Here is a 26591-nt window from a genome sequence, read left to right on the forward strand (position 1 = left end):
ATGTTTTTTGGGCATCTTTTTATTCTGCCCACAAATTTATTGTTTTTTTTCCAGTTCTTTAATTTTGTTCTGCAGAGAAGGGAGATTTTTAAAAATGGAGTAAGACTTCAAGAACTCTTTCATTTCGTATCCCATATATCCAAAAATCGTTTGACCTGATTTGGTGATAGATTTGCTAATGCCTGTTTTAGCTCCTATGGTGGTGTTATCCGCAATTTTTAAATGGCCGATTATACCTACTTGCCCTGCAATGATACAATTTTTTCCGATTTCTGTGGATCCAGAAATTCCAGATTGTGCTGCAATGACTGTGTTCTCTCCAATGATGACATTGTGCGCAATCTGCACAAGGTTATCTATTTTAACGCCCTTTTTGATAATGGTTGACCCCATGGTGGCACAGTCAATCGTGCTGTTGGAACCAATACTTACTTTGTCTTCGATAATCACATTGCCCAGCTGAGGGATGTTTTTATAGGTTTTGTCCTCCTGCGGAGCAAAGCCGAAACCGTCAGCGCCAATGACTACATTAGGATGGATTTCGCAGTCATTACCAATGACTGTGTCCTTATAGATTTTGGCACCAGCATGAATGATACATCTGTCACCGATCTGTACATTGTCACCAATATATGCCTGGCCATGGATGCTTACCTGGTCTCCAATTTTACAGTTTTTACCAATATAACTGAAAGCAGCTCTATAACCTCCCTCTCCCATTTTACTGGAGTCGTCCATGTAAGAAGGTTGTTCCACACCCACCTTAGACTGTTTGGTAAATTGTGCGTAAGCCTCCAAAAGCTGTGTGAATGCGGAATAGGGGTCTTTTACCCTGATCAGGGTTGTGGTTATAGGCTTGACAGGTTCAAAGTCAAGGGAGACAATTACTGCAGATGATGAGGTTGTATAAATAAAAGGCTCATACTTGAGGTTGGACAAAAAACTGATCCCGCCTGTTTTACCTTCTTGGATCTTGTCAAGTCTGCTAACTTTTTGGGAGCCATCTCCTTCTATTTTTCCACTTAAGAGCTCTGCAATCTGACTGACGGTAAATTCCATGCGTTTAAAATTATATTACCGCAAAGTTAAATTTTTAGCCCGACAAGCATAGTACTTTTTGACAATTTTGCTCATGGCTTTGATGTTGGGAAGGTCTGCTGCTTGGGCAACATCCATGACTTCTCCTTTTTTGGTCAGGATCAATACTTTTTCTTTGGCTACATAGGCATAGTTGGAAATAGAACCAGAAGACAAGAAATAAGGGAGCTCCTCATTGGTAATACCTAAGTCTTTGGTGACGGTTTGTTCCATTTCTTTCAAATAACTTTCTTCAAAAGGTACGTTGCTGAGTTTTATTTTAAATAAATTCCGGGTCAAAAACATATCCGAAATATTGCTGAGCACCAGGTCATCATGTTTTTTCCATATTTTGATCGCCCCCCAAATGTCAAAATCATCCAAGCTGGCAAAAATTTCCTGTAAGTCAGAAGAATGTTGGAAATCTGTTAAGGTGAAGTTGTTTTGGAGCATGTACTTGAAGGCTTCAGAACCTTCCAGTTGGGTGCCCGACTGCTCTAAATCTTTGGCCCTGGTGATCAAGTTGATGAGCATTTTTTCGGCGCTGACCGTAGTTTTATGTAAGTAAACCTGCCAATACATCAGCCTCCTTGCACTGAGGAAATTTTCTATACTATAAAGCCCTTTTTCCTCCACGACGATTTGATCGTCTTTGATGTTCATCATTTTGATAATCCTGTCAGCACCAATCGTACCTTCTGACACACCTGTAAAGAAGCAGTCCCTTTGGAGGTAATCCAGTCGGTCAATGTCCAACTGGCTGGAAACCAGTTGGTGAAAGAATTTCCGCTCATAATTATTCTTAAAAATTCTTAAAGCGAGATCTAATTGGCCGTTAAATTGATTATTTAAAGACTCCATGAGCAATAAGGATAGTGACTCATGAGGAATACCTTTCAATAAGGTGTATTCTAAAGCATGGGAAAAAGGCCCATGTCCAATGTCATGAAGTAAAATAGCGATGAGAGAAGCTTCATATTCCTGATCACTTATTTCATGGCCTTTGTTTCGCAGGTTGTCCAAAGTAATGCTCATCAAGTGCATGGCGCCGATGGCGTGATGGAACCTGGTATGAAGGGCACCGGGGTAGACCAAGTCAGTTAAACCAAGTTGTTTGATCCTCCGTAACCTCTGGAAAAATGGATGGTCGATTATGTTGTAAATCAACTCACTGGGAATGGTGATAAAACCGTAAACAGGGTCGTTAAGTATTTTGTGGCTTTTCAATTGCCTAAGAATTAGTTGATAGAAATCAAAAGTAATTATAAATTTATAAGATTTAAACCTCAAAAGATGCAAAAATTTAAAATTCTCTGGGCTGATGATGAGATCGATTTGTTGAAGCCTCACATCATGTTCTTAGAGCAAAAAGGATATGACATCACTACTGTAAACAGTGGTAACGATGCCATAGAAAAAGTAGAATCATCCAATTACGATGTGATTTTTTTAGATGAAATGATGCCGGGAATGACGGGGTTGGAGACACTGCAGCAAGTGAAAATCCTCAAGCCACAAACTCCGGTTGTGATGATTACAAAGAGTGAGGAGGAGCATATCATGGATGATGCCATCGGAGGTAAAATCGCGGATTACCTGATCAAACCCATTAACCCAAACCAGATTTTGCTTTCGGTTAAGAAAATTCTTCAGAATAAGCAGTTGATCAGTGAAAAGACCAACTTGTCCTACCAGCAAGATTTTTCTAAGATCAGTATGGCCTATAATGATGCCATTGATCATGCAGAATGGGCAGATATTTACAAGCGTCTGACTTATTGGGAACTGGAAATAGATAAGACAGAGAATAAAAGCATGCAGGAGGTTTTGGACACCCAGAAAGCTGAAGCCAATGCCAACTTTGCCAGGTTTATTAAGGACAATTATTTGGATTGGTTGAATGATGCCGATTCCGATAAACCTATTTTGTCACATAGGGTGATGAAGGAGAAGGTCTTTCCTGCTTTGGAGGGAAATGATAAGCCTTTGTTTTTTGTGGTGATAGATAACTTGAGGCTGGATCAGTGGGAGATTATTGAGCCGATTTTGAGTGACTATTTCAATGTAAAGTCAGAAGATACCTATTATAGTATTTTGCCTACCACTACAGCTTATGCCAGAAATGCGCTTTTCAGTGGTATGATGCCTTTGGACATGGCAAGATTTCATCCGGACTTATGGGAAGGAGAAGATACTGATGAAGGTAAAAATAACAATGAAGCTGATTTTCTGAGGATAAATTTGCAGAAGAACAGGATTCAAGCAAAGTCCAGTTACCATAAGATCCTCCAAGCTAGCCAGGGGAAATCAGTTTTGGATCAGTTTCCTAATTTGATGAATAATGATTTGAATGTTTTGGTCTATAATTTTGTGGACATGATGTCTCATGCTAGAACGGATATGAAGATGATAAGAGAGCTGGCACCAGACGAATCAGCTTATCGTTCCATTACCGAAAGTTGGTTTCTTCACAGTTCACTTTTTGAGTTGTTTAAGAAAGTCAGCGAATCAGGATGTGAAGTGATTGTGACTACTGACCATGGTACCAAAAAAGTAAATAGGCCATATAAAATCATAGGAGATAGAAAAGTGACCACCAACTTAAGGTACAAGCAAGGGAAGAACCTGAACTTTGAGTCAGGGAAGGTTTTTGAGATTGCCAGACCGGAAGATGCCAAATTGCCTCGCTTTAATGTGTCTACAAGTTATGTTTTTGCAGTAGAAGATTATTTCTTTGCATATCCGAACAATTACAATTATTATGTAAATTACTACAGAGATACTTTCCAACATGGAGGGGTTTCTTTGGAGGAAGTGATTGTTCCTATTATGCATCTGTCACCAAAGCAGTATTAGAAGAGCTTGAAGAAAATTATTTGTGAAGACATCAGTGAGCTGCCCTCTGTAGCTAAGGAAGTTGTTGAAAATTGTAAAGATGTACCTATTTGGGTATTTAAGGGGGATATGGGAGCGGGTAAGACAACACTTATCAAAGCTATCGCCAAAGAGTTTGGCGTGGGAGATCTGGTAAGTAGTCCTTCATTTTCGATAGTAAACGAATACCTCAACCATGAAGGGAAGACTTTCTATCATTTCGATTTTTATCGAATTGAAGAGCAGGAAGAAGTGTTGGAAATAGGGGTAGATGAATATTTTTACAGTGGAAATTATTGTTGGATAGAATGGGCTGAGAAAATCCCTGATTATCTTCCTGAGGAATTTTACTTGATTTCAATTGAAGTTAATGAAGAAGGATTTAGGGAGATGAGGATAAAAAGAATTTAAGATGGGCGCTAAAATGGCTGAAATTAGCAAAGAGGCTGGGATTTATCCCAAGGAAGCATTGGCTAGAGTAAAAACTTCTGATCATTCGGTTTTGGTGGGGCTGCCAAAAGAGAATGAATTACAGGAAAAAAGAGTGGTGCTTACTCCTGAAGCAGTAGCTTTATTGGTCAATAACAATCAACGGGTGATGGTGGAGTCTGGCGCAGGGAAACCGTCCAAGTTTACAGATAAGGAGTATGCTGACGCAGGTGCCAAAGTAGTCTATTCGGCCAAGGAGGCCTTTGAGGCTGAAGTGGTGCTGAAGGTAGAACCACCCTCAGAGGAGGAAATTGATTACATGAAGCCCGGTAGCTGTTTGATTTCAGCCCTTCAGCTTGGAAAGCAAAGCGCAGATTACATTCATACCCTCAATCGTAAAAAAATTACTGCTGTTTCATTTGAGCACTTGGAGGATAAGGTAGGAGGGATGCCTGTGGTGAGGGCCATGAGTGAAATTGCAGGAAGTACAGTGATGCTGATTGCTGCTGAATATTTGAGTAGTTCAAAATCAGGGGGGAAAGGATTGATTCTCGGAGGCATTACTGGAGTTCCTCCTACCAATGTAGTGATTATTGGAGCGGGCACGGTAGCCGAGTATGCCGCCAGGACTGGATTAGGATTGGGGGCAAATATTAAGATTTTTGATAATCACCTTTATAAGCTAAGAAGGGTAAAGCAGTTGCTTGGCCAACAAGTCTATACTTCCACTATCGATAATTACACTTTAGGGGAAGCTTTAAAAGAAGCGGATGTGGTGATCGGAGCCTTAAGAGCAGAAAAAGGAAGGGCCAAGGTAGTGGTGTCGGAGGAAATGGTGTCGGCAATGATGCCGGGAAGTATTATGATCGATGTAAGTATCGATCAAGGGGGCTGCTTCGAAACTTCAAGAATGACCACCCATGATCATCCTGTATTTACTTTATATGATGTGATTCACTATTGTGTTCCTAATATCGCTTCTAGAGTTTGCCGCACGGCCTCAGTGTCCCTGAGCAATATTTTCACCCCTATTTTACTCCAAATGGCTGACCACGGAGGGGCAGAGGAGATGATTTTTAATTACAAATGGTTTATGAAGGGAGTGTACACTTATCGAGGAAGCTTGACAAATGCACACTTGGCTAGAAAATTCCAAATGAATCATAAGGAGCTTCAGTTGCTGCTGGCAGCCAGGTATTAATCAAGGTTCGGGATTTTTAAAATATTTCTTTTTGAAATTAGGAAAGCAATTTTTGCCTTAGCAAAAATTCAAGTTGCTCATTTGCTTTTAGCAAGTCATCCGTTAGTTTTTTATTCTCTTTTCTTAAGGAATATACTTCAAAAGCATTGTTGATCACTGTTTTCATATACTCTTCTTCCCAAGGCTTAGTCAGATAATGGTAAACCTGGCCTTTGTTGATTGCATCGATTACGGCCTGGATATCAGTGTAACCTGTTAGTAATATACGAATTGGTTCGGGGTGTGTGGGAATAACTGATGCTAAGAAGTCTACACCGGTTTCTTCTGGCATTCTTTGATCAGTAATAATGATGTCAATTTCGTTGTTGTTAAGTATTTCCCGGCCTTTTTCAGCAGAAATGGCTAGATGAACTTTATATTCCCTTCTAAAAGTAGCCTTAAAGGCTTGAAGGTTATTGTCTTCATCATCGACATACAAAATTCTAATTTTTTCTCTATCTGCGTCACTCATTTGAAGTTAAATATTTTGGTTACCGCACAGTCAGTACTGTGAATAGCCGATGTGGTCTTAATAAAATTGAAACGAACGGTGTAATTTAGGGTACAAATATATATCTAAAGATTTTTTCTAAGTCCAAAATAACGAAATCTATTGATTTTATTTAGGCTTGTTAAATCAATTTTTTTGATTTTTCATTTATTTGTAACAGCAATAATATAACTTTACTTGCATTAATTACCTAAAAAGCGCCAACAAACTTAAATGATTTTAGAGAATATAGAAGGGGTAAATATTAATTACCAAGCCCTTGTTATGCCTGCAACCTCCAACAGTAGAGACAATAGTGTCCTTTCACAACTTTTGGAAGATCCATCAATAGAGAAAATTGATCAGTTAGACGTCCAATTAGCTGAATTAATCAAAATCAATAATCCAACAGAAAAGTTGACTCAGGAGGATTTGTCTCAAAGGGTCAAAGACTATTTTTTGACTAATTCAAGAGATGGGTATGGGAATTGGGTGTATTACCATTGGCGCAGGCAACTGATTCGGGTTTTGGAGGAGAAGGATTTTATCAGTCTTCGGACGTCAAGAAACCGGTACAAAATCACTCAAGAGGAGCAGGAATTGCTGTATACAAAAAAGATAGGTGTGATCGGGCTTTCTGTAGGGCAGAGTGTGGCGCTTAGCTTGGCAATGGAAAGATCATTTGGAGAATTAAGAATTGCGGACTTTGACACGCTCGAGCTGAGTAATGTCAATAGGATCAGGACAGGTCTTTATAGTTTAGGACTAAAGAAAGTTTGGGTGGTTTCTAGAGAAATAGCGGAGATAGATCCATTTCTCAAAGTGGTGATTTATGATGAAGGAATTACCAATGAGAACATCGATGATTTTTTTGAAAGTGATGGAGGCTTAGACTTGTTGGTTGAGGAGTGTGATAGCTTGCCTGTAAAAATTAGCAGTCGAATCAAAGCAAAGTCAATGGGTATTCCTGTAATAATGGATACCAGTGACAAGGGGATGATGGATGTTGAACGGTTTGATTTGGAGCCTGAACGACCTGTTTTCCATGGTTTTTTGAAAAAATTTGGAGAAGAAAGTAGATTAGCGGATAATTTAGTAGATAATTATAGGGAGATTTTATTATCAATTTTGCATTTTGAGCAATTATCAGAAAGATTAAAATTTAGCATGAGTGAAATTGGCAAGACCATTACTACTTGGCCTCAATTAGCTTCTTCCGTGATCATGGGAGGGGCAATGGGCGCACATTATTCTAGAATGATTCTACTAAATCAAGATGTTCCTTCTAAAAGGTTTTATGTTGATCTAGACGCTTTTTTAAAAGAGTAGTAAAGGATGAGGGTCAGGATTAGGGCGGTGAGGTCCATTAGTGACAAAATCACTACGGATAAATACATTGACGGGCATTTTTCAGTATTGGAGGCTTACGGAGTTACAAAGATCACTTCAGCAGATAGGTCTTGGGCTGAAAATCCAAATGTCTATCTGTTAGTGGTAGAGTCAGAAGATGGAACCAAGGTGTTTGGAGGAGGAAGAGTTCAGATCAAGAATGGTCAATATAATTTGCCCTTGGAGCCTGCCATTATTGAGAAAGACACTAGGATAGTAGATTATATGTCCAAGTATGAAGGGCAGCAAGTGGCAGAGCTCTGTGGAGTTTGGAACTCCAAAGAGATTGCTGGCTACGGGATAGGTAGTATTTTTCTGATTAGGGCTGGAGTGGCAGTAGCTTCATTGCTTGACCTTGATTGCCTGATGGGCTTTTGTTCTCCTTTTACATTGCAAAATTGCCAGAGACTTGGTTTTAAAATAATAGAAGGTTTAGGTGATAATGGAACGTTTTTGTATCCAAAAGAAGGATTGATAGCGACAATTTTGGATATTAAGAACATAAGAGAACTGCCCAACGCAAAGTGTGATGAAAGAGAAAAAATATTTTATTTAAAAAATAATCCCGTTCATTCATCAGAGGAGACAAGTCCCAAAGGAGAATTTACGATATTGTATGATCTAAAGATATAGCCAACTTTTATGGAGTTATTTTATCAAACAAGAACAGATTGTCAAAAGCTAACATTACTTAGCTTTTTTTTACTTTTATTGATGGTTAGCGGCTGCGGCAGCAAGCTCTCTGAAGCAAGAAAAAAAGAAATCAAGGTAAACCACTATCAGCTATTGGATGTGAGCAATAATGATATTGCCAATGCATCAATATTAGAAGAGTTTGATTCAAGTGTGATGCTAGACCTGGGGATTCGTCAAGATACTGTTTTTGTCAAAGCAATAATCGATCAAGATGGGCTGCTGAACTCGGGAGTTGAGGCTGTTTTGGAAGTGAGAGGGCCGACAATTCGTTATTTAGAGGTCTTTGAGAAGGATTACGATGGTATTTATAAGTCTCTTGGAGTTGCGGGTACTTTTAAAGATAAGGAAGGGAAACTGGATCAATTAAACCCTTATTTTGATCTTGACGAAAGCAAAACCGGGGAGTTTGTTTATAAGGTATTTGCGGAGGAACCCATATCATTTGAGACTTCAGTTTATGAAGTAGATGCTTTCAAGATGGTGGTGTCAAGGAGAATGATGCTAGCGAATATTTACGTTGGGATCATGTTGGCATTATTTCTTTACAACTTGATTCTTTACTTTTCTGTCAGGGATAAAGTGTATTTGATCTATTGTTGCTATACACTTTTTATCTCTTTGGCCCAGCTTTCACTTGCGGGCTATGCATCCACTATTATATTCAAGTCCAATTTCAGGCTTTATGAACAAAGTATAATCATCTTTTCTGCTTTGTCAGGGGTTTTTGCAGTAATGTTTATTCGATCTTTTTTAAAAACCCGATTACTAATTCCAAAACTGGACAAAGTTTTGATTTTTATTGGGGTGCTATATTTTGCAATTTTGATCGTCAGACTGCTATCGTTTATAGATGTCAGCTACAAAATGACTGACTTGGCTGGTATGATGGTTGCTATCTTTTTCTTTTGTTCGGCAATTGTGACGGCTTGGAAAGGGTATCGTCCAGCGATATACTTTTTGGTTGCTTGGGCATTCTTTTTATTTGGAGTGGTGATTTTCGTTTTAAGGAATCAGGGGATAGAACCTTTGGGCGATCTTTCCAGTTATCCCATGCTTATTGGTACAGCAGTAGAAGCAATATTACTTTCTTTGGCATTGGCCAATCGAATTAATATATTGAAAAAAGAAAAAGAGCAACAGCAACATGGTAAGCTAGAAGCCTTGAAAGAAAATGAAAGGTTAATCAAAGAACAGAATGTTATTTTGGAGGAAAAGGTTAAATTGAGAACTGAAGAGCTAGAGCAGACTCTAAAGAACCTTCAAAATACACAGACTCAATTGGTCAATCAAGAGAAAATGGCTTCTTTAGGGCAACTGACGGCAGGGATTGCGCACGAGATCAATAATCCCATAAACTTTGTTAGCTCCAATATATCTCCATTGAAGAGAGATGTGAAAGATGTATTAGAAATCGTGGAGGCTTATCGAGAGAAAGGTAAAGAAGAGTTTTCAGAAAGTTCTAGGAAAGAACTTGAAGATTTGGAAGAAGATCTTGAGTTTGATTATTTGATAGAGGAGATTTCGATGCTCCTGAAAGGGATGGAAGACGGGGCCAAAAGAACTGTTGAAATTGTAAAAGGGCTAAGGCTTTTTTCTAGAGTGGATGAACAGGATGTCAAAAAAGTGGACCTCCATGATGGTATAAATAGTACATTAGTTCTCCTCAATAGTACCATGGGTAAGATTGAAGTAAACAAGTTTTATGGGGAAGTTCCTATGGTAGAATGTTTGGCTGGAAAGATCAACCAAGTGTTTATGAATATCATTAGCAACGCTATTCAGGCCTTATTAGAACAGGGGGCTAAAAATGAAAATCCTGCTATTAATATTACCACCTCCTCTAATGAGTCCACGGTGAAACTAGAGATTGAGGATAATGGGCCTGGAATGCCAGAGCATGTGAAGGAAAGAATTTTTGAACCGTTTTTCACCACCAAAGCTGTTGGAAAAGGTACTGGCCTAGGCTTATCGATTGTTTATAAAATAATAGAAAATCACCAAGGAACATTGGATGTTTTTTCAGAAGAAGGGAGGGGAACCAAGTTTGTAATTATTTTGCCTATTTATCAAAAGACACCACGAAATGAGCAGTAAAATTCATGTATTGTATTTGGATGACGAGGATAATAACCTTAATTCCTTTAAAGCCAGTTTGCGAAGGGATTTTAAGATTTATACAGCCTTAAATGCTGAAGAAGGATTGGAGGTGGCTCAAAACAATGAGATTCATGTAGTGATCGCTGACCAGAGAATGCCTGGTATGACAGGTGTCGAATTTTTTGAGAAATTAGTAAAGATAAAGCCAGATCCGATTAGAATATTGCTTACAGGATATTCGGATATTGCTAGTGTCATTGATGCCATTAATAAAGGTGAGGTGTATAGGTTTATTGATAAACCGTGGAATATCGAGCAGATTAAAAACGCTATTAAAACTGCAGCTGATATCTTTTTTACTAGAAAGGAATTAAAGGAGAAGAATGCTAGGCTAGAAAAAATGCATTCTGAGATGAACCAGTTTGTTTATAGCCTTTCCCATGAACTCAGGGGGCCATTGATGAGTATTTCAGGTGTGTCTAAGCTTGCTAAAATGGAAAGTACTGACAGGGCGATTTTGGAGTACTTTGAAATGATAGATTCAGCTACTGTAAAGTTAGATGACTTTATCTATAAGATGCTGGATTTTTATAGATCCACGAAGATAGATAACGTGGTTACTTCCATCAATTTTGAGGAGTTGCTAGCAGAGCAATATGAGGCCTACATGAGTAAGTGGGACATGAACGGAATCAATGTAGAGATTAATGTTGAGCAAGATGAAAAGTTTAATTCCGATGAAGCAAAACTAAGGGTGATTTTTAATAACTTATTTGGCAATGCCTACAAATTCCAGAATGAAGAGGCAATAGATAAATTTATCAAGATTAATGTAGAAGTAGCTGACGGTTCAGCATTGATCAAAGTAGCTGATAACGGAATTGGTATAGATGAAAAATACCAAGAAGAGGTTTTTGATTTGTTTCATAGGGCAACACAGAAAAATGTGGGTTCAGGAATAGGCTTGTATATGGTGAAAGAATCAGTGGAGCAACTCAAAGGAAAAATAGAGTTGATATCAAGCTTAGGGAAAGGGACAGAGTTTCGGATTACCATCCCATCATTATAGAATAAAAGCCCCGATCGGGGCTTTTATTCTATTAATCGACAAACTTAAATGTGACATGCACTTCATCAGAGAGTTTTTGCTCTTCAGGAGTGAAGGTAGGGGAGGCACCATCTGACATATTTTTTTGAGCTCTCATGTATTCCATTTGAACCGGCCTTGGATAATTTGACTGGCTTGAACTGTAATTGATGTTATGCACCTTTAATTCGCCTAACTCCATGGTCTCACTAATTTGTAAAGCTTTTTCCTTTGCATCCAGGAGGGCTGATTTTAAAAGTTCCTTTTCGTAAGTTTTGGTCATTTCATCAGATATGGAAAAAGACACATCGTACATGATTTCCTCAATGTTATTTAGGTTTTCCACTAATTTGACAATGTCATTTTTAGGGTTCTCTAATTTTATTTTTACAGTCTGAGAGGCGATATAACCACTGTCCTTTGCGCTGCCGTCTCTATAGATTCGGTTGATGTTTACGCGGTAGTTTTCGGTCGTAATTTTATAATCTTTAATGTCACTTTTCTTGACTAAATTTTCTACTTCCTTGATTTTCTTATTGAGCATGGCTGAGGCATCAGAAGCTTTTAGGGATTTTTTCTGTATGTTGACCATGACGATGGCTTCATCAGGGATAATGGAAATTTCGCTTTTCCCGGTAACTTGAATTGTATTTGATACAGTTTGGGCAAATGCGGCCATGCTGCCTATTAAAATAACTGCAAATAATAAGAATGCTTTTTTCATAGTAGTACTCAGTTTTACTACCCTAACGTCAAAACTTGAGCCAGTATAACATTCAATAGATAAAAATATATCAAATTCCACTTTTTTGCTTTGTTAACTTCATAAATGGCAGTAATTTGCCGATCGATTCATTTAGCATGTATAAAAAAAGTTTTTAATATGATTAATCCGTGGCATGACGTTCACATTGGAGACGAAGCTCCTGAATATGTGATGGGCGTTATTGAAATCCCTAAAGGAAGTAAAGGAAAATATGAGCTGGACAAGAAGACCGGCATGTTGATTTTGGATAGGGTTTTATTTTCAGCTGTTCATTACCCTGCTAATTATGGTTTTATCCCACAAACTTTTTGTGAAGATCATGACCCATTGGATATTTTGATCATTTCTCAGATAGATATTCCATCTATGACTTTGGTAAAAGCAAAGGTGATTGGAGTCATGAGAATGGTTGATGGTGGTGAAGCGGATGACAAAATCATTGCTGTAGCGGCAGATGATCAGTCCGTGAATTATATCAATGACATAGATGAGCTTCCTCCTCATTTGATGAAAGAGACGCACCGATTCTTTGAAGATTATAAAAAGTTGGAGAACAAAGAAGTGAAGGTGGAGGACTTTCTGGGTAAGGAAGATGCCATGCGTATTATTCGTGAAAGCATCGATCTTTATGACAAGAATTTCAGAAATCAGAAATAATACTAAGGCTGTCTTCGGACAGCCTTCTTTTTTTAAAATGGATGTAAGGGCTATTTGGCGGAAACTTAGCTGCCAGAATAGCTGATCAACACCATATTTTTTGTAATTTGCGGCTTTGTAAATTATACGCTGCATGTCCAAGTTTGATCATATAAGACCATTTTATGATACTGAAGTCAACAAAGCCATTCTGGGGATAGTTGACGATCCTATGATGAAGGCCATCATGAATTTCACATTTCCAGAGATGGATGATAAAGAATGGAAGAAGCAATTGAGCAGAACACACTCCATTCGTGATTTTCAGATCAACTTTATCTACCCAGCCATCCGGATGGTGCTTAAAAAAAGTTCTGAAGGATTGAGCTATTCAGGCTTTGATAAATTGGATCAGCATACAGCTTACCTTTTTATTTCTAATCACCGGGATATCATATTGGATACATCTTTGCTGAACTATACTTTGTATAATAATGGTCAGATGATGACTTCTTCTGCTATTGGGGACAATTTGGTGAAGAAACCATTTTTGATGGCATTGTCCAGGTTGACCAGGAATTTCATTGTTCAGCGGGGTTTGCCTGCCAGAGAGCTACTGGAGAGTTCCAAACTAATGTCAGCTTATATTCAGGAGCTCCTGATGCATGAAAACCGTTCTGTATGGATAGCTCAAAGAGAAGGCCGGACCAAGGATGGAAATGATGCAACACACAAGGGGGTGCTGAAGATGATATCCATGGCTAGGGGAGAGCAGAGTGAAATGGATTACTTTAAGCAGCTAAATATCGTTCCGGTTTCTATTTCTTATGAATATGATCCCACAGATATGCTGAAAATGCCGGAGTTAATGGCCAAATCACGCGAGGAGGTGTATGTCAAGGAAAAGAATGAGGATTTTATTACGCTACTGAATGGGATAATTGGCCAGAAGAAGCGAATCCATATCCATGTGGATACGGCGCTGGATCAGGAAATTGACTTGATTGTAAAGTCAGCGGATTCTCCCAATAAACAATTTCAGGCATTGTGTGACGTGATAGATGATAAGATTATTGCGAACTATAAGCTTTGGCCAACCAATTATATAGCTCATGATTTGTTGAATAATAGTGATCAGTTTGCTGGTGAGTATAGTGCTGATGAAAAAGAAGCGTTTGAGGAAAGGCTGAAAAGTGGGGTGGATATGAAAGATGAAGTTGCTGTAAGGAATTTTTTGGCAATGTATGCGAATCCTGTAACCAATCAAGAGGCTTTGAAAGTGAAGGAGTAGAAGGTTTAATTATTCCTCTGCGGCATTCCAATAGGAAAGTCGCTGACAAGAGCTGATTTCTAATGTGTAGAAATTGAATTCTTCACTGACTCTTCCTTCAAGTAAGTAAATTCCCTTGCCTGTCAAGGGATGTTTTTTTACTACAGGAGGGAAGTGGACAGTGTCGATCCAATCCCCGTTTCTGTCTAGAAAAGTTCCAAAGTTCATTGTGTCTCCTTTTACGGTCCTGGTGTACTTTACGGTGACCAGATAGCCCACTATTTGAATCTCTTTCCCAATATATTGGGCAATGTCCTTGGCATTTGTGTCGGGGACATCGTTATTTTTAAGCAAGAGGAAAGGATCTTTTAAAGGGAATTCCATGATTTCCAGTTGGTCTAGAATGTCCTGTCGGGGATCGTTTTTTTCTAGTATGGGGACTTGCATGTCTCTTAGACCAACTTGTCTAAATAAGTGGGTAGAGGGTATTTTTGTTTTTTGTTTGTTGAGTAAAAAGTGGGCTTCCCAAAGTAGGGCTTGTTTGGTCTTTGCCACAAAGCGGAATGCATCAATTCGAATCAGTATCAGCAACTGTTCCAAACTGATGTTTATTCGGCTAATAAAATCCTTTAAATCCAAGAAGGAACCTTCTAGCTGCCTACTCTTCAATATCGTATTGATGACGTCTTTTTGGAGGAACTTTAAGTGTATAAAGCCAAGGTATACTGTTTTTCCTTGAATGGAAGTAAGGTAGATGCTTTCATTGATGTGGGGAGGTTCGACGTTTGCGCCACAAGCCATTAATTCCCTGATATAAAATTCGGTTCTATAAAACCCTCCAAAGTTATTGATCACACCTACCATGAATTCCAAGGGGAAATGGGCCTTGAGGTACAGACTCTGATAGCTCTCTACGGCAAAAGAAGCTGAGTGACCTTTGGCAAAGGAGTAACCTGCAAAACTTTCAATTTGAAACCACACTTCAGAAGTGACTTTTGTGTCCCTTCCTTTTTCCAGGGACTTTTTAAAGAAACTTTCTTTGACACGTTGAAACTCAGCCTTGGAACGGAATTTGCCACTCATGCCTCTTCTAAGTACGTCTGCTTCATCAAAGGATAGGCCAGCGAAATAGTGGGCGACTTTAATAACGTCTTCTTGATAGACCATGATCCCATAAGTCTCGGGCATGAGATCGTAGAGTATGGGGTGAGCTCTCGATTTTCTTTCTTCGGGCTTACGATGTCTTAAGATATATTCCCGCATCATACCGGACCTTGCTACGCCTGGGCGGATGATGGAACTGGCAGCTACTAGCCCTAGGTATTCGTCTGCCTCAAGTTTGGCCAAGAGCATGCGCATGGCTGGTGATTCCACATAAAAAGCCCCGATCGTATGTCCTTTGCATAAGTGGTGTTTGATCTTGGGGTCTTTCTTGAAGGCTGCTATTTGGTGAATGTCCACTTCTATTCCGCGATTTTGTTGGATGATCTCCAGGCTGTCCTTAATATGCCCTAAACCTCTCTGGCTTAGTATGTCAAATTTTGCAAAGCCAATTTCCTCAGCGGTAACCATGTCAAAATGGGTGATGGGGAAGCCTTTTGGAGGAAGGTCTGTAGCAGTGTAATAGTGGATAGGATGCTGGGAAATGAGAATTCCCCCAGCATGAATGCTCAGGTGGTTTGGCATGCCTTGAATCAAATGGCTGTATTTTAGAACCAACTCCCCGAGCTTGTCGGGAACGTAATTTCCGGGCTTAGAAACATAGTTGATCAGGGCTTCAATGTCTGTTTTGGGTAGCCCAAAGACCTTTCCGAGTTCTCTGATGGCAGAATTGACCTGAAAAGTGTTGTGGGTAGCCAGTAGGCATACATGCTCTGCTTTTTTAGTGTTATAGGTATTGAAAATGTATTCAATGATTTCATCCCTGTCACGCCAGGAAAAGTCAATGTCAAAGTCTGGCGGGCTGGAGCGGTACAGGTTGATAAACCTTTCGAAATAAAGGTCTAACTCTATGGGATCCACGTCAGTGATAAATAGGCAGTAAGCAATGATACTATTGGCCCCACTTCCTCTTCCTACATAGTAAAACCCTTTTTTTCGAGCATATTTTATGATGTCATAATTGATCAGGAAGTAGGAGACGAAATCCTTTTGCCAGATGATGTCCAACTCTTTTTCTATTCTAGACGTTTGATTTTCGCTCAAAGGTGTACCATACCTGGATTCGGCTCCATCATAGGCCAGTTCTCGGAGCAATTCCAGATCTTTTTCCTCTGTGCCTAAAATTCCGTTTTTGTTATGAACTTTTTGATAGTCCTCAAAGAAGTTGCAGCTATTTAATAGCTTTTGTGTGTTTTGAAGAAGCCAATATTGGTTTTCGCAGCGGTCAACTAAGTCGGGAAGGGTGTAAAGTTGATCTGTTTTGTTGGCTTGTTCTGTCTGTGGTAGTTTGCTTAAAAGTATATTGAGTTCAATGCAGCGCAAAAGTCGATGGATATTGAATGATTGCTGAGTGGTGAAGCTAGCGGGCTGTAGTAATACCCAGCGGTGCTTTTGCTGATTCCATGTGGACCGAAGTGCCTTTTTAATTTGATCCGGGTGGATGCCTATATATTCGTTAGCGCCCAATTCAAAATATTGCTGAGAAAACGGATAGATAATGGCTACATGTTGCCATTTGGGTGCTTTTTTAGGAAAGGGGGTATTCTTCCTTTTGTGAAAAGAAAGATGGAGGTTGATTTCAAAAAATCCGTGGTGGTTTTTGGCAAGTCCTATGTATTGCTGCTCAATGCCATTTCTGAAGTCTATCCCAATTACCGGATGGATGCCTGCAGCTTCGGCTTCCTTTAAAAATGGATATACTCCAGCTGTGCAATTGATGTCTGTCAAGGCCAAGGTGTTGATGGATTTACTTTTGGCTTCTTTGATCAATTGGGAAATGGACATGGTGCCATATTTAAAACTAAAGTGAGAATGGCAATTGATATACATAGCAGAAATATATTTACAAATATAATGTTTATTTTACAAACATTTTAAAGTTGTTTTTATAAACTACATGCTTGTTTAGGGGGAAGGAATTCTTGTTCGATATGTGGTTTAAAGCACCTTTCTTGTTATCTTTGGGTAGTAAAAAATAGTTCAAGTATGAAGAGTTCAGGTGCAGCCATGCTGGCGGCAAAATGTCCCAAATGCCATAAAGGCAATCTTTTTCCAGTTTCTCTTATTAGCTTTAGAAAGTTATCAACGGTGAACCACAACTGTCCTCATTGTGGTGTGGTGTTGGAGCCTGAGCCGGACTTTTATTATGGGGCCATGTATGTGAGTTATGCACTTTCCGTAGCCTTGGTTATCAATGTGATGATTATTTTGAACTATGTGTTCGGCGATCCTGACTTATGGGTGTACATTGTGGCTGTGGGGGTAGCAAATGTTTTGTTGTTACCCATCATGCTCCGCTATTCCAAAGTCTTGTATTTATATGCAGCGGGAAAAATCAAATATGACCCAAAGGTCTAAAGAAGCTTAGTTTTTGAAATATTTTTGGGGTTGCCACATCATTTTGTTGATACTGATGGTAATGCCAATCAGTAAAAAAAGAGCAGGAAGTCCACCAAGGCTGGACAGCATCTTTACACCGTCAATACCGGCAAAGGTTACCATGACCCATGCTAGGAGGCCAACTAGTGTTCCCCAAATCACTTTTAAACTAGTGTCCGAGTCAAAGTCCTTTAAAGAAAATGACTTCATGCTCAAGGAGGCCATTGCTTCTGTGCTCGAATCAGCAGCCGTGACATAACTGATAAACATGGCGAGGATAAAGGCCGGGGCCAAAATATTGGACCAGCCAATGTTAGAAAACACTTCGTAAATGATAGACTCAGGGCCGGACTGATTCAATAGCTGATCAAAGTGGTCGGGGTCTTGGTTGGCGTAAAATAGTGTGCTGCCTCCAAAAATACTCATCCATGTCAGGCAAAATATGGTAGGGAAAATCCAGTTAAACAGAATGAATTCGCGGACTGTTCTTCCGTAAGCAATTTTGCCTAAAAACAGAGCAGATATTGGTGCCCATGCCATCCAGTTGGCCCAGTTAAATACGGACCAAGATTGACTCCATTCGCTACCTTTGATGTCTCCCCACTGGAGGCTTAAAGGAAGGAAGTTTTGTGCATAGCTTTTAACGTTTGAAAGGCTATCTTCTAGAATTGGAACAGTAGGGCCTAGGGAGAAAATTAGCAAACTAAAAATCAAGAAAAAGTAGAAGTTGATTTGGCTTAGATTCTTGATCCCTTGGTTTATTCCTGAGGAGGCGGAGACAATGAATGTAACCATGATGATCAAGGTGACTCCAAGCAGTAGAAACTCTTTGTCAAGACTATTCCATTGGTCCATTAAGCCACCTGAGATGCTTAAAATCCCTGCCCCAAGAGATGCGGACATTCCTGTTACCAAAGCAAACAGACAGACCATATCTATACTGTTGGAAATTTTATTGCGACCGTTTTGCGCCAGAATAGGTGATAAAGGGCTGCTTAAGCTGAATTTAAGTTGGGAATTATAAACGGCCAAAGCGACTCCTAATGCCGGGATGCAATAGATGGCGTAAGGAGTAAATCCCCAATGTAGAAAGATTGCTCCCATGGAGAACTGTTTGGCTGCTGGAGATCCACTGGGAAAGTACTTGAAGTCGGGTGGGTGAAGAAAGTGAAATAGGGGCTCTGCGCTCCCCCAGAACAAAATGCCTACCGCCACAGTGGTACATAGGATAATTGAAAACCAGCTTAGTTTACTGAATTTTGGTTGGGCTTTGTTACCTCCTATTTTGATTTTGCCCAATGGAGAAAAAATAACGAGAATACAGGTGACTACCATCGCAAAAGAGGTGTAGGAGAAAAGCAAAGAGAAATTTGTCAAGATAAACTCATTGATGAGTTCCATAGACCTTTTAAAAATACCTTCAGCAAAAATGCTGACCAATACGGCTAAGGATATCAGAATAAACGGTGGCCAAAAAACACTTTTTCGTAATGGTGTATCAAAGATGTTTTGGGATTTTTTCAAACCAAATAGGGGTTAAGGTAGTTGGTATTATAATAAAATTCTGATTATCTGCATTAGTGTCACTAACCTAGTTTATTTTGTTTTACCGATTTGGAAATCTATATAGCTAGTAGATGTATAAAGAGAGGGGAGTGTTATATTCAATAAACATCATTTTTGCTTTTAGCTAATATTCTCTATTGACAAAATAGGGGATAACATGATTAAAATAAAGGGTAAATTAAGAATAGCAATTTTTTGGGGCGATTGTTGCTAGTGTTAAAGAGTAATAAGTTTTTGAGGATTGTTAATAATGATTTAGCATGATTATAAGAACCCTGTCTTTTCCTTTTAGATATACATTTGCCAAGTTAAAGAAAGCGGTAGGCAAATTGGGAGAAATAAAAATCGAACCATTATATGCCTTTGGAAATGAGGATCGGGTTTATGTAAAAGCCAGGGTGTTGGAGGCTTATAAGCAGAGCAAGCCTTCAGCAAAGAAAAACAGCTTGCAGAATATTTTGGCGGCATTGAGGCGATATGCAGGTAGCAGTGTTCCTGATGCCAAGGTAGAAGTGTTTTGCCTTGGACAGAAGAAGGTAGTTTTAAGTGATGATGAAGGAATTATTGAGTGCGAATTTGATGCAGAGACAAGTATGGTCAAGGAAAGGCATCGGGTTGGGTTTAGCTTAGTTCCTGAGTCGGGTCTGATTCCTGAAAAGAGAAAGAGCTATCTTGATGTTAAGCAATTTGCTAAAGATCATCCTGTTGGTGTTATTTCTGATATAGATGATACGGTGTTGATATCACATGCTACAGATATAGGGAAGAAGTTATGGCTCTCGGTTTCCAAAAATGCTTACACCAGAAGGCCTTTTCCGGGAGTCAGTGAATTTTATAAAGAGTTGACAGATTATGGTAAACATCCTGTTTTTTATGTTTCCAGTAGTGATTGGAACTTGTTTGATCTAATCAAGGATTTTTTGAAATATAGGAATATTCCTTTGGGGCCTATTTTACTTCAGGACCTGCATTTGAATTTGAAAAATATATGGAAGTCTGGCGGGGGAGATCACTTGCATAAATTGGAGAAAATCAGGATGTTGTTGGAGCTATATCCCGGAATGAAATTTTATCTGATAGGGGATAGTGGTCAACATGATCCCGAGTTGTATGCTCAAGTGATCAAAGAGTGTCCTGGGCGAATAAAATCTGTCTACATTAGAAAAGTCAAGAAGTATGATGGAGAAAGAGACCAGCTGTTACAGGAGCTTTTGAAGGATGATCGAAGTCCGGAAATGGTTTTTGTGAAAAGTACCCAAGAAGCCATGCAGCATGCTAAAGAACATTCATTTATATCATCTTAAAATATGGATAAAAATTATTTATTTGTGCTTAACCCGATTTCCGGAGAGGGGGATGACCGGGAAGAAGTGAAAGAAATAGTATGTAACAGTCTCTATGGGACTAGTGTTGAAATTTGGGAAACTACCGGAAATGATGATGTGAGAAAGGTAAAGGAAAAGCTTCAAAAGCAGGGCTTGGATGGAGTGTTGGTTGGTGGTGGAGACGGGACTGTGAAGATGGTGGTGGAGGCAATATTAGGGCTGGATTTGCCTCTAGGAATCATTCCTTTAGGGTCGGCAAACGGGCTGGCCACAGGTTTTGGTATTCATGGAATATCTGACGCATGTCATGCCATTAAAACAGGGGAAGTGAAAGCAGTAGATCTATGGCGGATCAATGAAGAGATTTGTATTCATTTAAGTGATTTTGGCTTTAATGCTGGGTTGGTGAAGAAATCCACTGGGTTGGAAGGCAGGGGCATGATGTCTTATTTCAAAAGCTCTGTTGCACAATTTACAGAATTGAGGCCTTACCAATTTGAAATCCAAATTAACGATGAAACCCTTGTTGTAGAGGCAAAGATGCTGGTAATCGCCAACGGGAACAAGTACGGTACTGGAGCGTTGATTAACCCGTCCGGTAAGATTGATGATGGTAAGTTTGAGGTGATCGCTTTAAATCCAGAAGGGATTGATGAGATAGTTTCTCTATCTATAGATTTATTCAAAGGAACGCTAGAGTCAAATGAAACAGTGAAAATATGGAAGGCTGAAAAAGCGGAGATAAAGAACCTTGAGGGTGCGGATTTTCAAATCGACGGGGAGGTAATGCCTCAGACCGAGTTTATCAGTATTAAAGCCGATATGAATAAAGTCAACTTTTTTTACTTGGAATAAAATCGGTCTGGGTTTATTTGGTCTATTGTGTGACCATTCTTCTTTGGGCCATGGCATAGCCAAGGTGCATGCCTTCATGAGCGCTGTTGAATTCTATGGCTTCTTTGATATTGGTAAGGGTAACCCCAAAGCTGGTTGTGTATTCTTTGAACTCCTTAAAGCTTCCGATCAATAAGTCATTCTTTAAGTTTTCAAGGGATGATAGTGCCAAGATTTTGAGATTTTCCAATTCTTTTTCTGAAATGGGGCCTTCAGGCTTGGAACCTTTTTTATATTTTTCTACCAAGTCCTCTTCCACCAATAAGGGCAGGCCTGATAGTTTATAGCAGATGATTTGTTGTGTAACGACGATATGTCCGAAGTTCCAAGCTATGTTATTATTAAAGCCTTTTGGGATTTGATTGATTTGATCTAAGCTTAGGCCATTGATCAAATTGATGAAATTTTCCCTGGTTTTAATGATATGGTTGATATTCATTGTATTAAGAAAATGTTTGATAGTTTTGGTTAATGGAAGCTAAAGATAAAGGGAAAACTTTATAAATAAGTGTGAACAAATAAAAAAGCCGACTGCTTGAGAGTCGGCTTTGAATTGTTAAACGTTCAAGGAATAGTTTCCTCTATATTCCCTTTTGACGAATTGATTGGCTTCGTCAAAATTGGTTACTTTCATATTAGGGCCATCCCATACGAGTTTGATGCCTCTTCCTGGGTAATCAAATCCATTGTCATCTTTTCGAGGCTTTCTGATGTCATAACTTCTAATCGCCAAGTTACCCATTAGCACAGATTCTGTAAGCGGTCCGGCGATAGAGAATGGAGAACTTAATTCTTTGAATTCTTTGCTTCCATGTCCGGCTACACAGGCTTTTACCCATTGTGCGTAGTGACCATTATCACCATTTTCAACTCTTGGAATGGTCATTGGTACTTTGTCACCATCTTCTCTTGAAGTAGGCAAAAGCTTAGGGTTAATTCCATAAGTGGAGCACATCATTTTTCCTTTAGTACCCTCAATAATAACACCGTTTCCACCATCGCCCATTTGTTCATTAGGGCCAAGCTCTTCTGGACGTGCTGGTTGGATGCCGCCGTCCATCCAGTGGAATTCAAGGTCTTCTTTTCCTGGGGTTTTAAATTTCAGCGTAACATGAGAAGAAGGAGGGCAGCCATCAGGAAAATAGCCTCTGTTGAACTCACCTACATATACGGAGCCTACACTGCATTCTGCTTCAGATGGATAACCAAGTCCCAATACCCTAAAAGGAGGTTCCATAATGTGACAGGCCATGTCACCAAGTGCTCCTGTACCATAGTCCCACCAACCTCTCCAGTTGAATGGTACCAAGTTGTCCACATATTCTTTGTAAGGGGCTGTGCCTAACCAAAGGTCCCAGTCTAGCTCTTTGGGAGGAGTAATTCCTTTTTCTGGCCATTTGATGCCTTGTGGCCAAACTGGTCTGTCTGTCCAGCACCAAACTTTAGTAGCTTCACCGATCATGCCAGCATTGTACCATTCCATCATTCTTCGCACACCATCGCCTGAAGAACCTTGGTTTCCCATTTGGGTTACCACTTTGTATTTTTCTGCTGCCTGGGTTAGCATTCTTGCCTCGTATATATCATGGGTCAAAGGCTTTTGAACATATACGTGCTTGCCCAGCTGCATGGCCGCTAGGGCTTGGACTGCATGGTTGTGGTCAGGAGTGGATACTGTTACTGCATCTATATGTTTATGTTCTTTGTCCAACATTTCCCTAAAGTCCTTATAGTATTTTGCTTTAGGGAAACGTTCTCGTGAGGTGGCAGCTCTTCTATCGTCTACATCACATAGGTAGCCAATGTCAGCCAAGCCGCTTTTATACATTTCATTGATGTCACTTTGGCCTTTTCCTCCTGCTCCAATTCCAGCAACTACGATTTTGTCACTTGGGGCGGTGAATCCAGGTCCGCCCAGTACATGTCTTGGTACGAGGTAAAATCCTGCGGCTGCAGTGGCAGCACCTTTCAAAAAGTCTCTTCTAGAGTTATGCTCTTTGAGCGAGTTTTCTTTTTTCATGGGTAATATTGTCGGTTTTTTATATGGTAATGGTTTTTAAGGGAGGCTTAATTTAGAGAAAACTTTTTTTACGTCAAGGCAATTGAAAGATTTTCATATTAAATGGCGTTAATTTAGGATGGATGGTCTTTGTAAATATTGTGTTATTTCCCCAAAAAATAAGCCTGATTAATTGCTAAATCGTTAAAATATGTAAAAATATTGAATTAATAGTAGGATGAAAGTTTAATTTATTGGATACAGTGTTTTGTAAAAAAATTAACTAAGTTTAGGAGCTGTATTTCATAATATTCCAAACCCATTGAGTTATGTTAAAAATTAAAATAGGAAAAGTATCAGGGGCAGTACTACTGATCATCATGGCCTTTGCATGTAGCAAGCCTGCACCCAGGCTTTCAGATGTGGCCCTGATTCCTCTTCCAGACATGGTGACAGAAGAAGCCGGAGCTTTTGAATTGGACGAATCCACTAAAATTTTTGTTGAGCAAGATGATAAAGGACTTCAAAATGTTGCTGGGTTCTTATCTGCTTTGATCAATAAATCTACAGGTTTTAATGTTCAAGTGGTAAAAGAGGAACCTGCAGAGGGTAATTTTATTGGTTTGAAAATAGGTGCAGGAAGTGGAGAAGAGGCCTATAAACTAAATGTGGGCGAGGAAAAGATTGAGGTTTCTGGAGCTACTGCTGCCGGAGTTTTTTGGGGAGTTCAGACTTTAAGACAATTGATGCCTGATCAAATCGAAAAATCTGGAGAGTATGAAGGGGTGGATTGGCTGATTCCAGCTGGATCTATTCAAGATGATCCTGAATATGCTTATCGTGGAAGTATGTTGGATGTGGCAAGGCACTTTTTTAGTATGGAGGATGTGAAGCGCTACATTGACTTGTTGGCGATGTACAAAATAAATTATTTACACCTGCACTTAGCCGATGACCAAGGCTGGAGGATAGAGATCAAGTCATGGCCAAAACTGACAGAGATCGGCGGTAGTACAGAAGTAGGGGGTGGTGAAGGAGGTTTTTATACCCAAGATGAGTATAAAGAGCTTGTATCTTATGCTCAGGAGAGGTTTATCACCATCGTTCCGGAGATTGATATGCCTGGTCATACCAATGCAGCATTGGCATCATATCCAGAATTGAACTGCAATGGTGAGTCCCCGGAATTGTACACTGGTATCGAAGTAGGGTTTAGTACCTTGTGTACCGACAAGGAGGTTACTTACCAGTTTATTGATGATGTAATAAGAGAGTTGGTTGAATTGACTCCCGGACCCTACATCCACATTGGTGGGGATGAGTCTCATGTGACCGCGTTGGAAGACTATATTCCTTTTATTGAACAGGCACAGGATATAGTAAATTCTTATGGTAAAAAGGTAATTGGCTGGGATGAAATCGCACATGCGGCATTAAGGCCAAGTTCTACTGCTCAGTATTGGGCAAAGGCAGAAAATGCTAAATTGGCGGTCGACCAAGGAGCAAAGGTTTTGATATCACCGGCTTCCAAGGCTTATTTGGATATGCAATATGACTCTACCACTGAGCTGGGGTTGCACTGGGCGGCCTATATAGAACTTGATAGTGCTTATATGTGGGACCCTGCTAAATTGGTGGAGGGGATCGGTAAGGAAAATATATTGGGCGTTGAAGCTCCTTTATGGACGGAAACCATTACCAAAATGGAGGATATAGAATATATGGTTTTCCCACGCTTGATTGGGATTGCAGAGGTGGCATGGACTAGTCCTGAGAAGCGGGATTGGGAAAGCTACAAGGGCCGTTTAAAGAAGCATGCCAATAGGCTTGAAGCCCTTGGAGTAGGATACTATCAGTCGCCATTGTTGAAAGAATAAATAACTAAATAAAAAGCAAAAGCCGATTTGAAAAAAATCGGCTTTTGCTTTTTATTTTCCAAGGGGATTTTTCCCTGTGTTATCTGGATTTTTCAAGAGCTCTTTCAACATCGGCTATGATATCATCATGATGTTCGAGTCCAGTAGAAAGCCTGATAAGGCCTGGTAAAATGCCAACCCTTTCTCTTTCCTCCTCACTCAATTTACTGTGAGTAGTGGAGGCAGGGTGGGTGATGATGCTTCGGCTGTCTCCAAGATTAGCAGTGACAGTGATCATTTGAAGTTCATCTATAAACCTCTTGGCTCTTTCTATTCCTCCTTTAAGGGTCAGGGTAATTATTCCGCCTCCATGTTTCATTTGTTTTTTTGCCAAATCATACTGTGGATGACTCTTTAGAAATGGATATTTTACAAATTCCAAATCTGGGCTGTCCTGAAAGTATTCGGCCGTTTTCAAAGCGTTGGCACAATGTCTTTCCATTCTTACTGCAAGGGTTTCCATACTGCGTGAAAGGATCCAGGCATTGAAAGGAGAGATAGAAGGTCCTGTGTGCCTGGTAAAGAATTGTACATCTTGAATGAGCTCTTTTTTCCCTAAAATAAGTCCGCCCAAAACTCTACCTTGGCCATCAATGTACTTGGTAGCACTGTGGGCTACAATATCAGCTCCCCATTTGGCAGGTTGCTGAAGGTAAGGAGTGGCAAAGCAATTGTCCACGACCAAGATTAAGTTGTGGGCTTTGGCAAACTTGCCGATCCATTCCAAGTCGATGATTTCAAGGCCTGGGTTGGATGGCGTCTCTATAAATAGCATTTTGGTGTTGGGCTGTACCAACTTGTCCCAGTTTTCAATATCTGAGATATCACCATAAGTTGAAGTGATGCCCCATTTGGGGAATACGCGTGTAAGCAACTGGTGAGTAGATCCGAAGAGGGACCTGGCAGCAAGGATATGGTCTCCCTGTTGTAAGAGAGATGCTATGGCTCCAAACATAGCGGCCATACCAGAAGCAGTGGCAATTCCATCTTCAGTACCTTCCACCGCACAGACTTTTTCAATCAGGTCAGTACTGTTGGGGTTAGCATAGCGTGAATAAATATTTCCCGGAATTTCATCCGCAAACATTTGCCTTGCTTCCTCAGCACTGTCAAATGTAAAGCTAGAGGTTAGGTAAATTGGAGCAGAATGTTCTCTTTGGTTGGATTTGGAAGAAGCAATTCGGATGGCTTCAGTTTCAAAATTCTTATTGGACATGATATTCTATTTCTATGGCTTAATTAAAGTAATTGATAGGTGCATTCAGTTCAAAAAAGGAATGCATGGATGAAACCTGAGCAA

22 protein-coding genes are annotated in these 26591 nt (G+C 39.8%); 13 read left to right on the plus strand and 9 right to left on the minus strand.

Translation table 11 applies throughout. From position 1 onward, the window contains the following. Window positions 1-36: 36 nt before the first annotated feature. Window positions 37-1059 carry a UDP-3-O-(3-hydroxymyristoyl)glucosamine N-acyltransferase gene (gene lpxD / locus JL001_RS10955; RefSeq protein ID WP_200976118.1) on the minus strand — a complete coding sequence of 341 codons (1023 nt, stop codon included), beginning with the start codon at window positions 1057-1059 and terminating at the stop codon, window positions 37-39. Window positions 1060-1074: 15 nt separating this feature from the next. Continuing rightward, window positions 1075-2304: an HD domain-containing protein gene (locus tag JL001_RS10960; RefSeq protein WP_200976119.1), complete on the minus strand. Its 1230-nt coding sequence runs from the start codon at window positions 2302-2304 to the stop codon at window positions 1075-1077. Between the two features lie 66 nt (window positions 2305-2370). Here JL001_RS10960 and JL001_RS10965 point away from each other — a divergent pair, with 66 nt between their 5' ends. Genes JL001_RS10965 through JL001_RS10975 form a run of 3 tightly spaced genes read left to right on the plus strand, consistent with a single transcriptional unit; the run spans window position 2371 to window position 5581 of the window. Further along, window positions 2371-3933, plus strand: coding sequence for a bifunctional response regulator/alkaline phosphatase family protein (locus JL001_RS10965; protein ID WP_200976120.1), 1563 nt, complete (start codon window positions 2371-2373; stop codon window positions 3931-3933). A 6-nt stretch (window positions 3934-3939) separates the two neighbouring features. Further along, entirely contained in the window at window positions 3940-4362 is a 423-nt protein-coding gene (tsaE, locus tag JL001_RS10970) for a tRNA (adenosine(37)-N6)-threonylcarbamoyltransferase complex ATPase subunit type 1 TsaE (RefSeq protein WP_200976121.1), read from the plus strand. 1 nt (window position 4363) lies between these two features. Beyond that, entirely contained in the window at window positions 4364-5581 is a 1218-nt protein-coding gene (locus JL001_RS10975) for an alanine dehydrogenase (RefSeq protein WP_200976122.1), read from the plus strand. Between the two features lie 37 nt (window positions 5582-5618). On the opposite strand, the gene JL001_RS10980 is transcribed toward JL001_RS10975, so the two are convergent. Then, entirely contained in the window at window positions 5619-6092 is a 474-nt protein-coding gene (locus JL001_RS10980; protein WP_200976123.1) for a response regulator, read from the minus strand. A 252-nt stretch (window positions 6093-6344) separates the two neighbouring features. On the opposite strand from JL001_RS10980, the gene JL001_RS10985 reads away from it, so the two are divergent. The 4 genes from JL001_RS10985 (at window position 6345) to JL001_RS11000 (ending at window position 11361) form a co-directional block, all read left to right on the plus strand. Next, window positions 6345-7439 carry a ThiF family adenylyltransferase gene (locus tag JL001_RS10985; protein ID WP_200976124.1) on the plus strand — a complete coding sequence of 365 codons (1095 nt, stop codon included), beginning with the start codon at window positions 6345-6347 and terminating at the stop codon, window positions 7437-7439. A gap of 6 nt (window positions 7440-7445) precedes the next feature. Then, entirely contained in the window at window positions 7446-8132 is a 687-nt protein-coding gene (locus JL001_RS10990; protein WP_200976125.1) for a hypothetical protein, read from the plus strand. A gap of 81 nt (window positions 8133-8213) precedes the next feature. Beyond that, window positions 8214-10289 (plus strand): 7TM diverse intracellular signaling domain-containing protein, encoded by a 2076-nt coding sequence (locus tag JL001_RS10995; protein ID WP_200976126.1) that lies wholly within the window; start codon window positions 8214-8216, stop codon window positions 10287-10289. Beyond that, window positions 10279-11361 (plus strand): hybrid sensor histidine kinase/response regulator, encoded by a 1083-nt coding sequence (locus JL001_RS11000; RefSeq protein WP_200976127.1) that lies wholly within the window; start codon window positions 10279-10281, stop codon window positions 11359-11361. The genes JL001_RS10995 and JL001_RS11000 overlap by 11 nt, the downstream gene beginning before the upstream one ends. 31 nt (window positions 11362-11392) lie before the next feature. Here the strand turns inward: JL001_RS11000 and JL001_RS11005 are convergent, their stop codons facing one another. Continuing rightward, window positions 11393-12103, minus strand: a complete 711-nt coding sequence (locus JL001_RS11005; RefSeq protein WP_200976128.1) for an SIMPL domain-containing protein — start codon at window positions 12101-12103, stop codon at window positions 11393-11395. Between the two features lie 159 nt (window positions 12104-12262). Between JL001_RS11005 and JL001_RS11010 the strand changes: the two genes are divergently transcribed. Both JL001_RS11010 and JL001_RS11015 read left to right on the plus strand, forming a co-directional pair. Then, entirely contained in the window at window positions 12263-12802 is a 540-nt protein-coding gene (locus tag JL001_RS11010; protein ID WP_192007985.1) for an inorganic diphosphatase, read from the plus strand. Between the two features lie 133 nt (window positions 12803-12935). Continuing rightward, the gene (locus tag JL001_RS11015) at window positions 12936-14072 is read left to right on the plus strand and encodes a 1-acyl-sn-glycerol-3-phosphate acyltransferase (protein WP_200976129.1); all 1137 of its coding nucleotides are present in this window, start codon (window positions 12936-12938) and stop codon (window positions 14070-14072) included. 9 nt (window positions 14073-14081) lie between these two features. Here the strand turns inward: JL001_RS11015 and JL001_RS11020 are convergent, their stop codons facing one another. Continuing rightward, window positions 14082-17042 carry a DNA polymerase III subunit alpha gene (locus JL001_RS11020; protein ID WP_200976130.1) on the minus strand — a complete coding sequence of 987 codons (2961 nt, stop codon included), beginning with the start codon at window positions 17040-17042 and terminating at the stop codon, window positions 14082-14084. Between the two features lie 156 nt (window positions 17043-17198). Here JL001_RS11020 and JL001_RS11025 point away from each other — a divergent pair, with 156 nt between their 5' ends. Next, a complete protein-coding gene (locus tag JL001_RS11025) occupies window positions 17199-17570 on the plus strand; it encodes a DUF983 domain-containing protein (protein ID WP_200976131.1) in 372 nt (123 codons plus the stop codon). Window positions 17571-17576: 6 nt separating this feature from the next. Here JL001_RS11025 and JL001_RS11030 read toward each other — a convergent pair whose 3' ends face one another. Next, the gene (locus tag JL001_RS11030) at window positions 17577-19115 is read right to left on the minus strand and encodes a BCCT family transporter (RefSeq protein ID WP_200976132.1); all 1539 of its coding nucleotides are present in this window, start codon (window positions 19113-19115) and stop codon (window positions 17577-17579) included. 302 nt (window positions 19116-19417) lie between these two features. Between JL001_RS11030 and JL001_RS11035 the strand changes: the two genes are divergently transcribed. Continuing rightward, the gene (locus JL001_RS11035) at window positions 19418-20461 is read left to right on the plus strand and encodes an App1 family protein (protein ID WP_200976133.1); all 1044 of its coding nucleotides are present in this window, start codon (window positions 19418-19420) and stop codon (window positions 20459-20461) included. A 3-nt stretch (window positions 20462-20464) separates the two neighbouring features. Next, window positions 20465-21337, plus strand: coding sequence for a diacylglycerol kinase family protein (locus JL001_RS11040; RefSeq protein ID WP_200976134.1), 873 nt, complete (start codon window positions 20465-20467; stop codon window positions 21335-21337). A 22-nt stretch (window positions 21338-21359) separates the two neighbouring features. Here the strand turns inward: JL001_RS11040 and JL001_RS11045 are convergent, their stop codons facing one another. After that, on the minus strand, window positions 21360-21815 hold the full coding sequence (locus JL001_RS11045) for a DinB family protein (protein ID WP_200976135.1): 456 nt from the start codon (window positions 21813-21815) through the stop codon (window positions 21360-21362). Between the two features lie 117 nt (window positions 21816-21932). Next, window positions 21933-23396 (minus strand): Gfo/Idh/MocA family oxidoreductase, encoded by a 1464-nt coding sequence (locus JL001_RS11050; protein ID WP_200976136.1) that lies wholly within the window; start codon window positions 23394-23396, stop codon window positions 21933-21935. A 308-nt stretch (window positions 23397-23704) separates the two neighbouring features. On the opposite strand from JL001_RS11050, the gene JL001_RS11055 reads away from it, so the two are divergent. Beyond that, the gene (locus tag JL001_RS11055) at window positions 23705-25252 is read left to right on the plus strand and encodes a beta-N-acetylhexosaminidase (protein ID WP_200976137.1); all 1548 of its coding nucleotides are present in this window, start codon (window positions 23705-23707) and stop codon (window positions 25250-25252) included. A gap of 79 nt (window positions 25253-25331) precedes the next feature. Here the strand turns inward: JL001_RS11055 and JL001_RS11060 are convergent, their stop codons facing one another. Beyond that, complete coding sequence (locus tag JL001_RS11060) at window positions 25332-26507, minus strand: PLP-dependent aspartate aminotransferase family protein (protein ID WP_200976138.1); 1176 nt, start codon at window positions 26505-26507, stop codon at window positions 25332-25334. Between the last annotated feature and the right edge of the window lie 84 nt (window positions 26508-26591).

The sequence above is a fragment of the Echinicola sp. 20G genome (genome assembly GCF_015533855.1).
In the GTDB taxonomy this organism is placed as follows: domain Bacteria; phylum Bacteroidota; class Bacteroidia; order Cytophagales; family Cyclobacteriaceae; genus Echinicola.

Bases quoted from the DNA above. Each gene is read 5' to 3' on its own strand.
- lpxD (WP_200976118.1), bottom strand. From the start codon at position 1,059: ATGGAATTTACCGTCAGTCAGATTGCAGAGCTCTTAAGTGGAAAAATA.
- JL001_RS10965 (WP_200976120.1), top strand. From the start codon at position 2,371: ATGCAAAAATTTAAAATTCTCTGGGCTGATGATGAGATCGATTTGTTG.
- JL001_RS10975 (WP_200976122.1), top strand. From the start codon at position 4,364: ATGGGCGCTAAAATGGCTGAAATTAGCAAAGAGGCTGGGATTTATCCC.
- JL001_RS10980 (WP_200976123.1), bottom strand. From the start codon at position 6,092: ATGAGTGACGCAGATAGAGAAAAAATTAGAATTTTGTATGTCGATGAT.
- JL001_RS10985 (WP_200976124.1), top strand. From the start codon at position 6,345: ATGATTTTAGAGAATATAGAAGGGGTAAATATTAATTACCAAGCCCTT.
- JL001_RS10990 (WP_200976125.1), top strand. From the start codon at position 7,446: ATGAGGGTCAGGATTAGGGCGGTGAGGTCCATTAGTGACAAAATCACT.
- JL001_RS10995 (WP_200976126.1), top strand. From the start codon at position 8,214: ATGGTTAGCGGCTGCGGCAGCAAGCTCTCTGAAGCAAGAAAAAAAGAA.
- JL001_RS11000 (WP_200976127.1), top strand. From the start codon at position 10,279: ATGAGCAGTAAAATTCATGTATTGTATTTGGATGACGAGGATAATAAC.
- JL001_RS11005 (WP_200976128.1), bottom strand. From the start codon at position 12,103: ATGAAAAAAGCATTCTTATTATTTGCAGTTATTTTAATAGGCAGCATG.
- JL001_RS11010 (WP_192007985.1), top strand. From the start codon at position 12,263: ATGATTAATCCGTGGCATGACGTTCACATTGGAGACGAAGCTCCTGAA.
- JL001_RS11015 (WP_200976129.1), top strand. From the start codon at position 12,936: ATGTCCAAGTTTGATCATATAAGACCATTTTATGATACTGAAGTCAAC.
- JL001_RS11020 (WP_200976130.1), bottom strand. From the start codon at position 17,042: ATGTATATCAATTGCCATTCTCACTTTAGTTTTAAATATGGCACCATG.
- JL001_RS11025 (WP_200976131.1), top strand. From the start codon at position 17,199: ATGAAGAGTTCAGGTGCAGCCATGCTGGCGGCAAAATGTCCCAAATGC.
- JL001_RS11035 (WP_200976133.1), top strand. From the start codon at position 19,418: ATGATTATAAGAACCCTGTCTTTTCCTTTTAGATATACATTTGCCAAG.
- JL001_RS11040 (WP_200976134.1), top strand. From the start codon at position 20,465: ATGGATAAAAATTATTTATTTGTGCTTAACCCGATTTCCGGAGAGGGG.
- JL001_RS11045 (WP_200976135.1), bottom strand. From the start codon at position 21,815: ATGAATATCAACCATATCATTAAAACCAGGGAAAATTTCATCAATTTG.
- JL001_RS11050 (WP_200976136.1), bottom strand. From the start codon at position 23,396: ATGAAAAAAGAAAACTCGCTCAAAGAGCATAACTCTAGAAGAGACTTT.
- JL001_RS11055 (WP_200976137.1), top strand. From the start codon at position 23,705: ATGTTAAAAATTAAAATAGGAAAAGTATCAGGGGCAGTACTACTGATC.
- JL001_RS11060 (WP_200976138.1), bottom strand. From the start codon at position 26,507: ATGTCCAATAAGAATTTTGAAACTGAAGCCATCCGAATTGCTTCTTCC.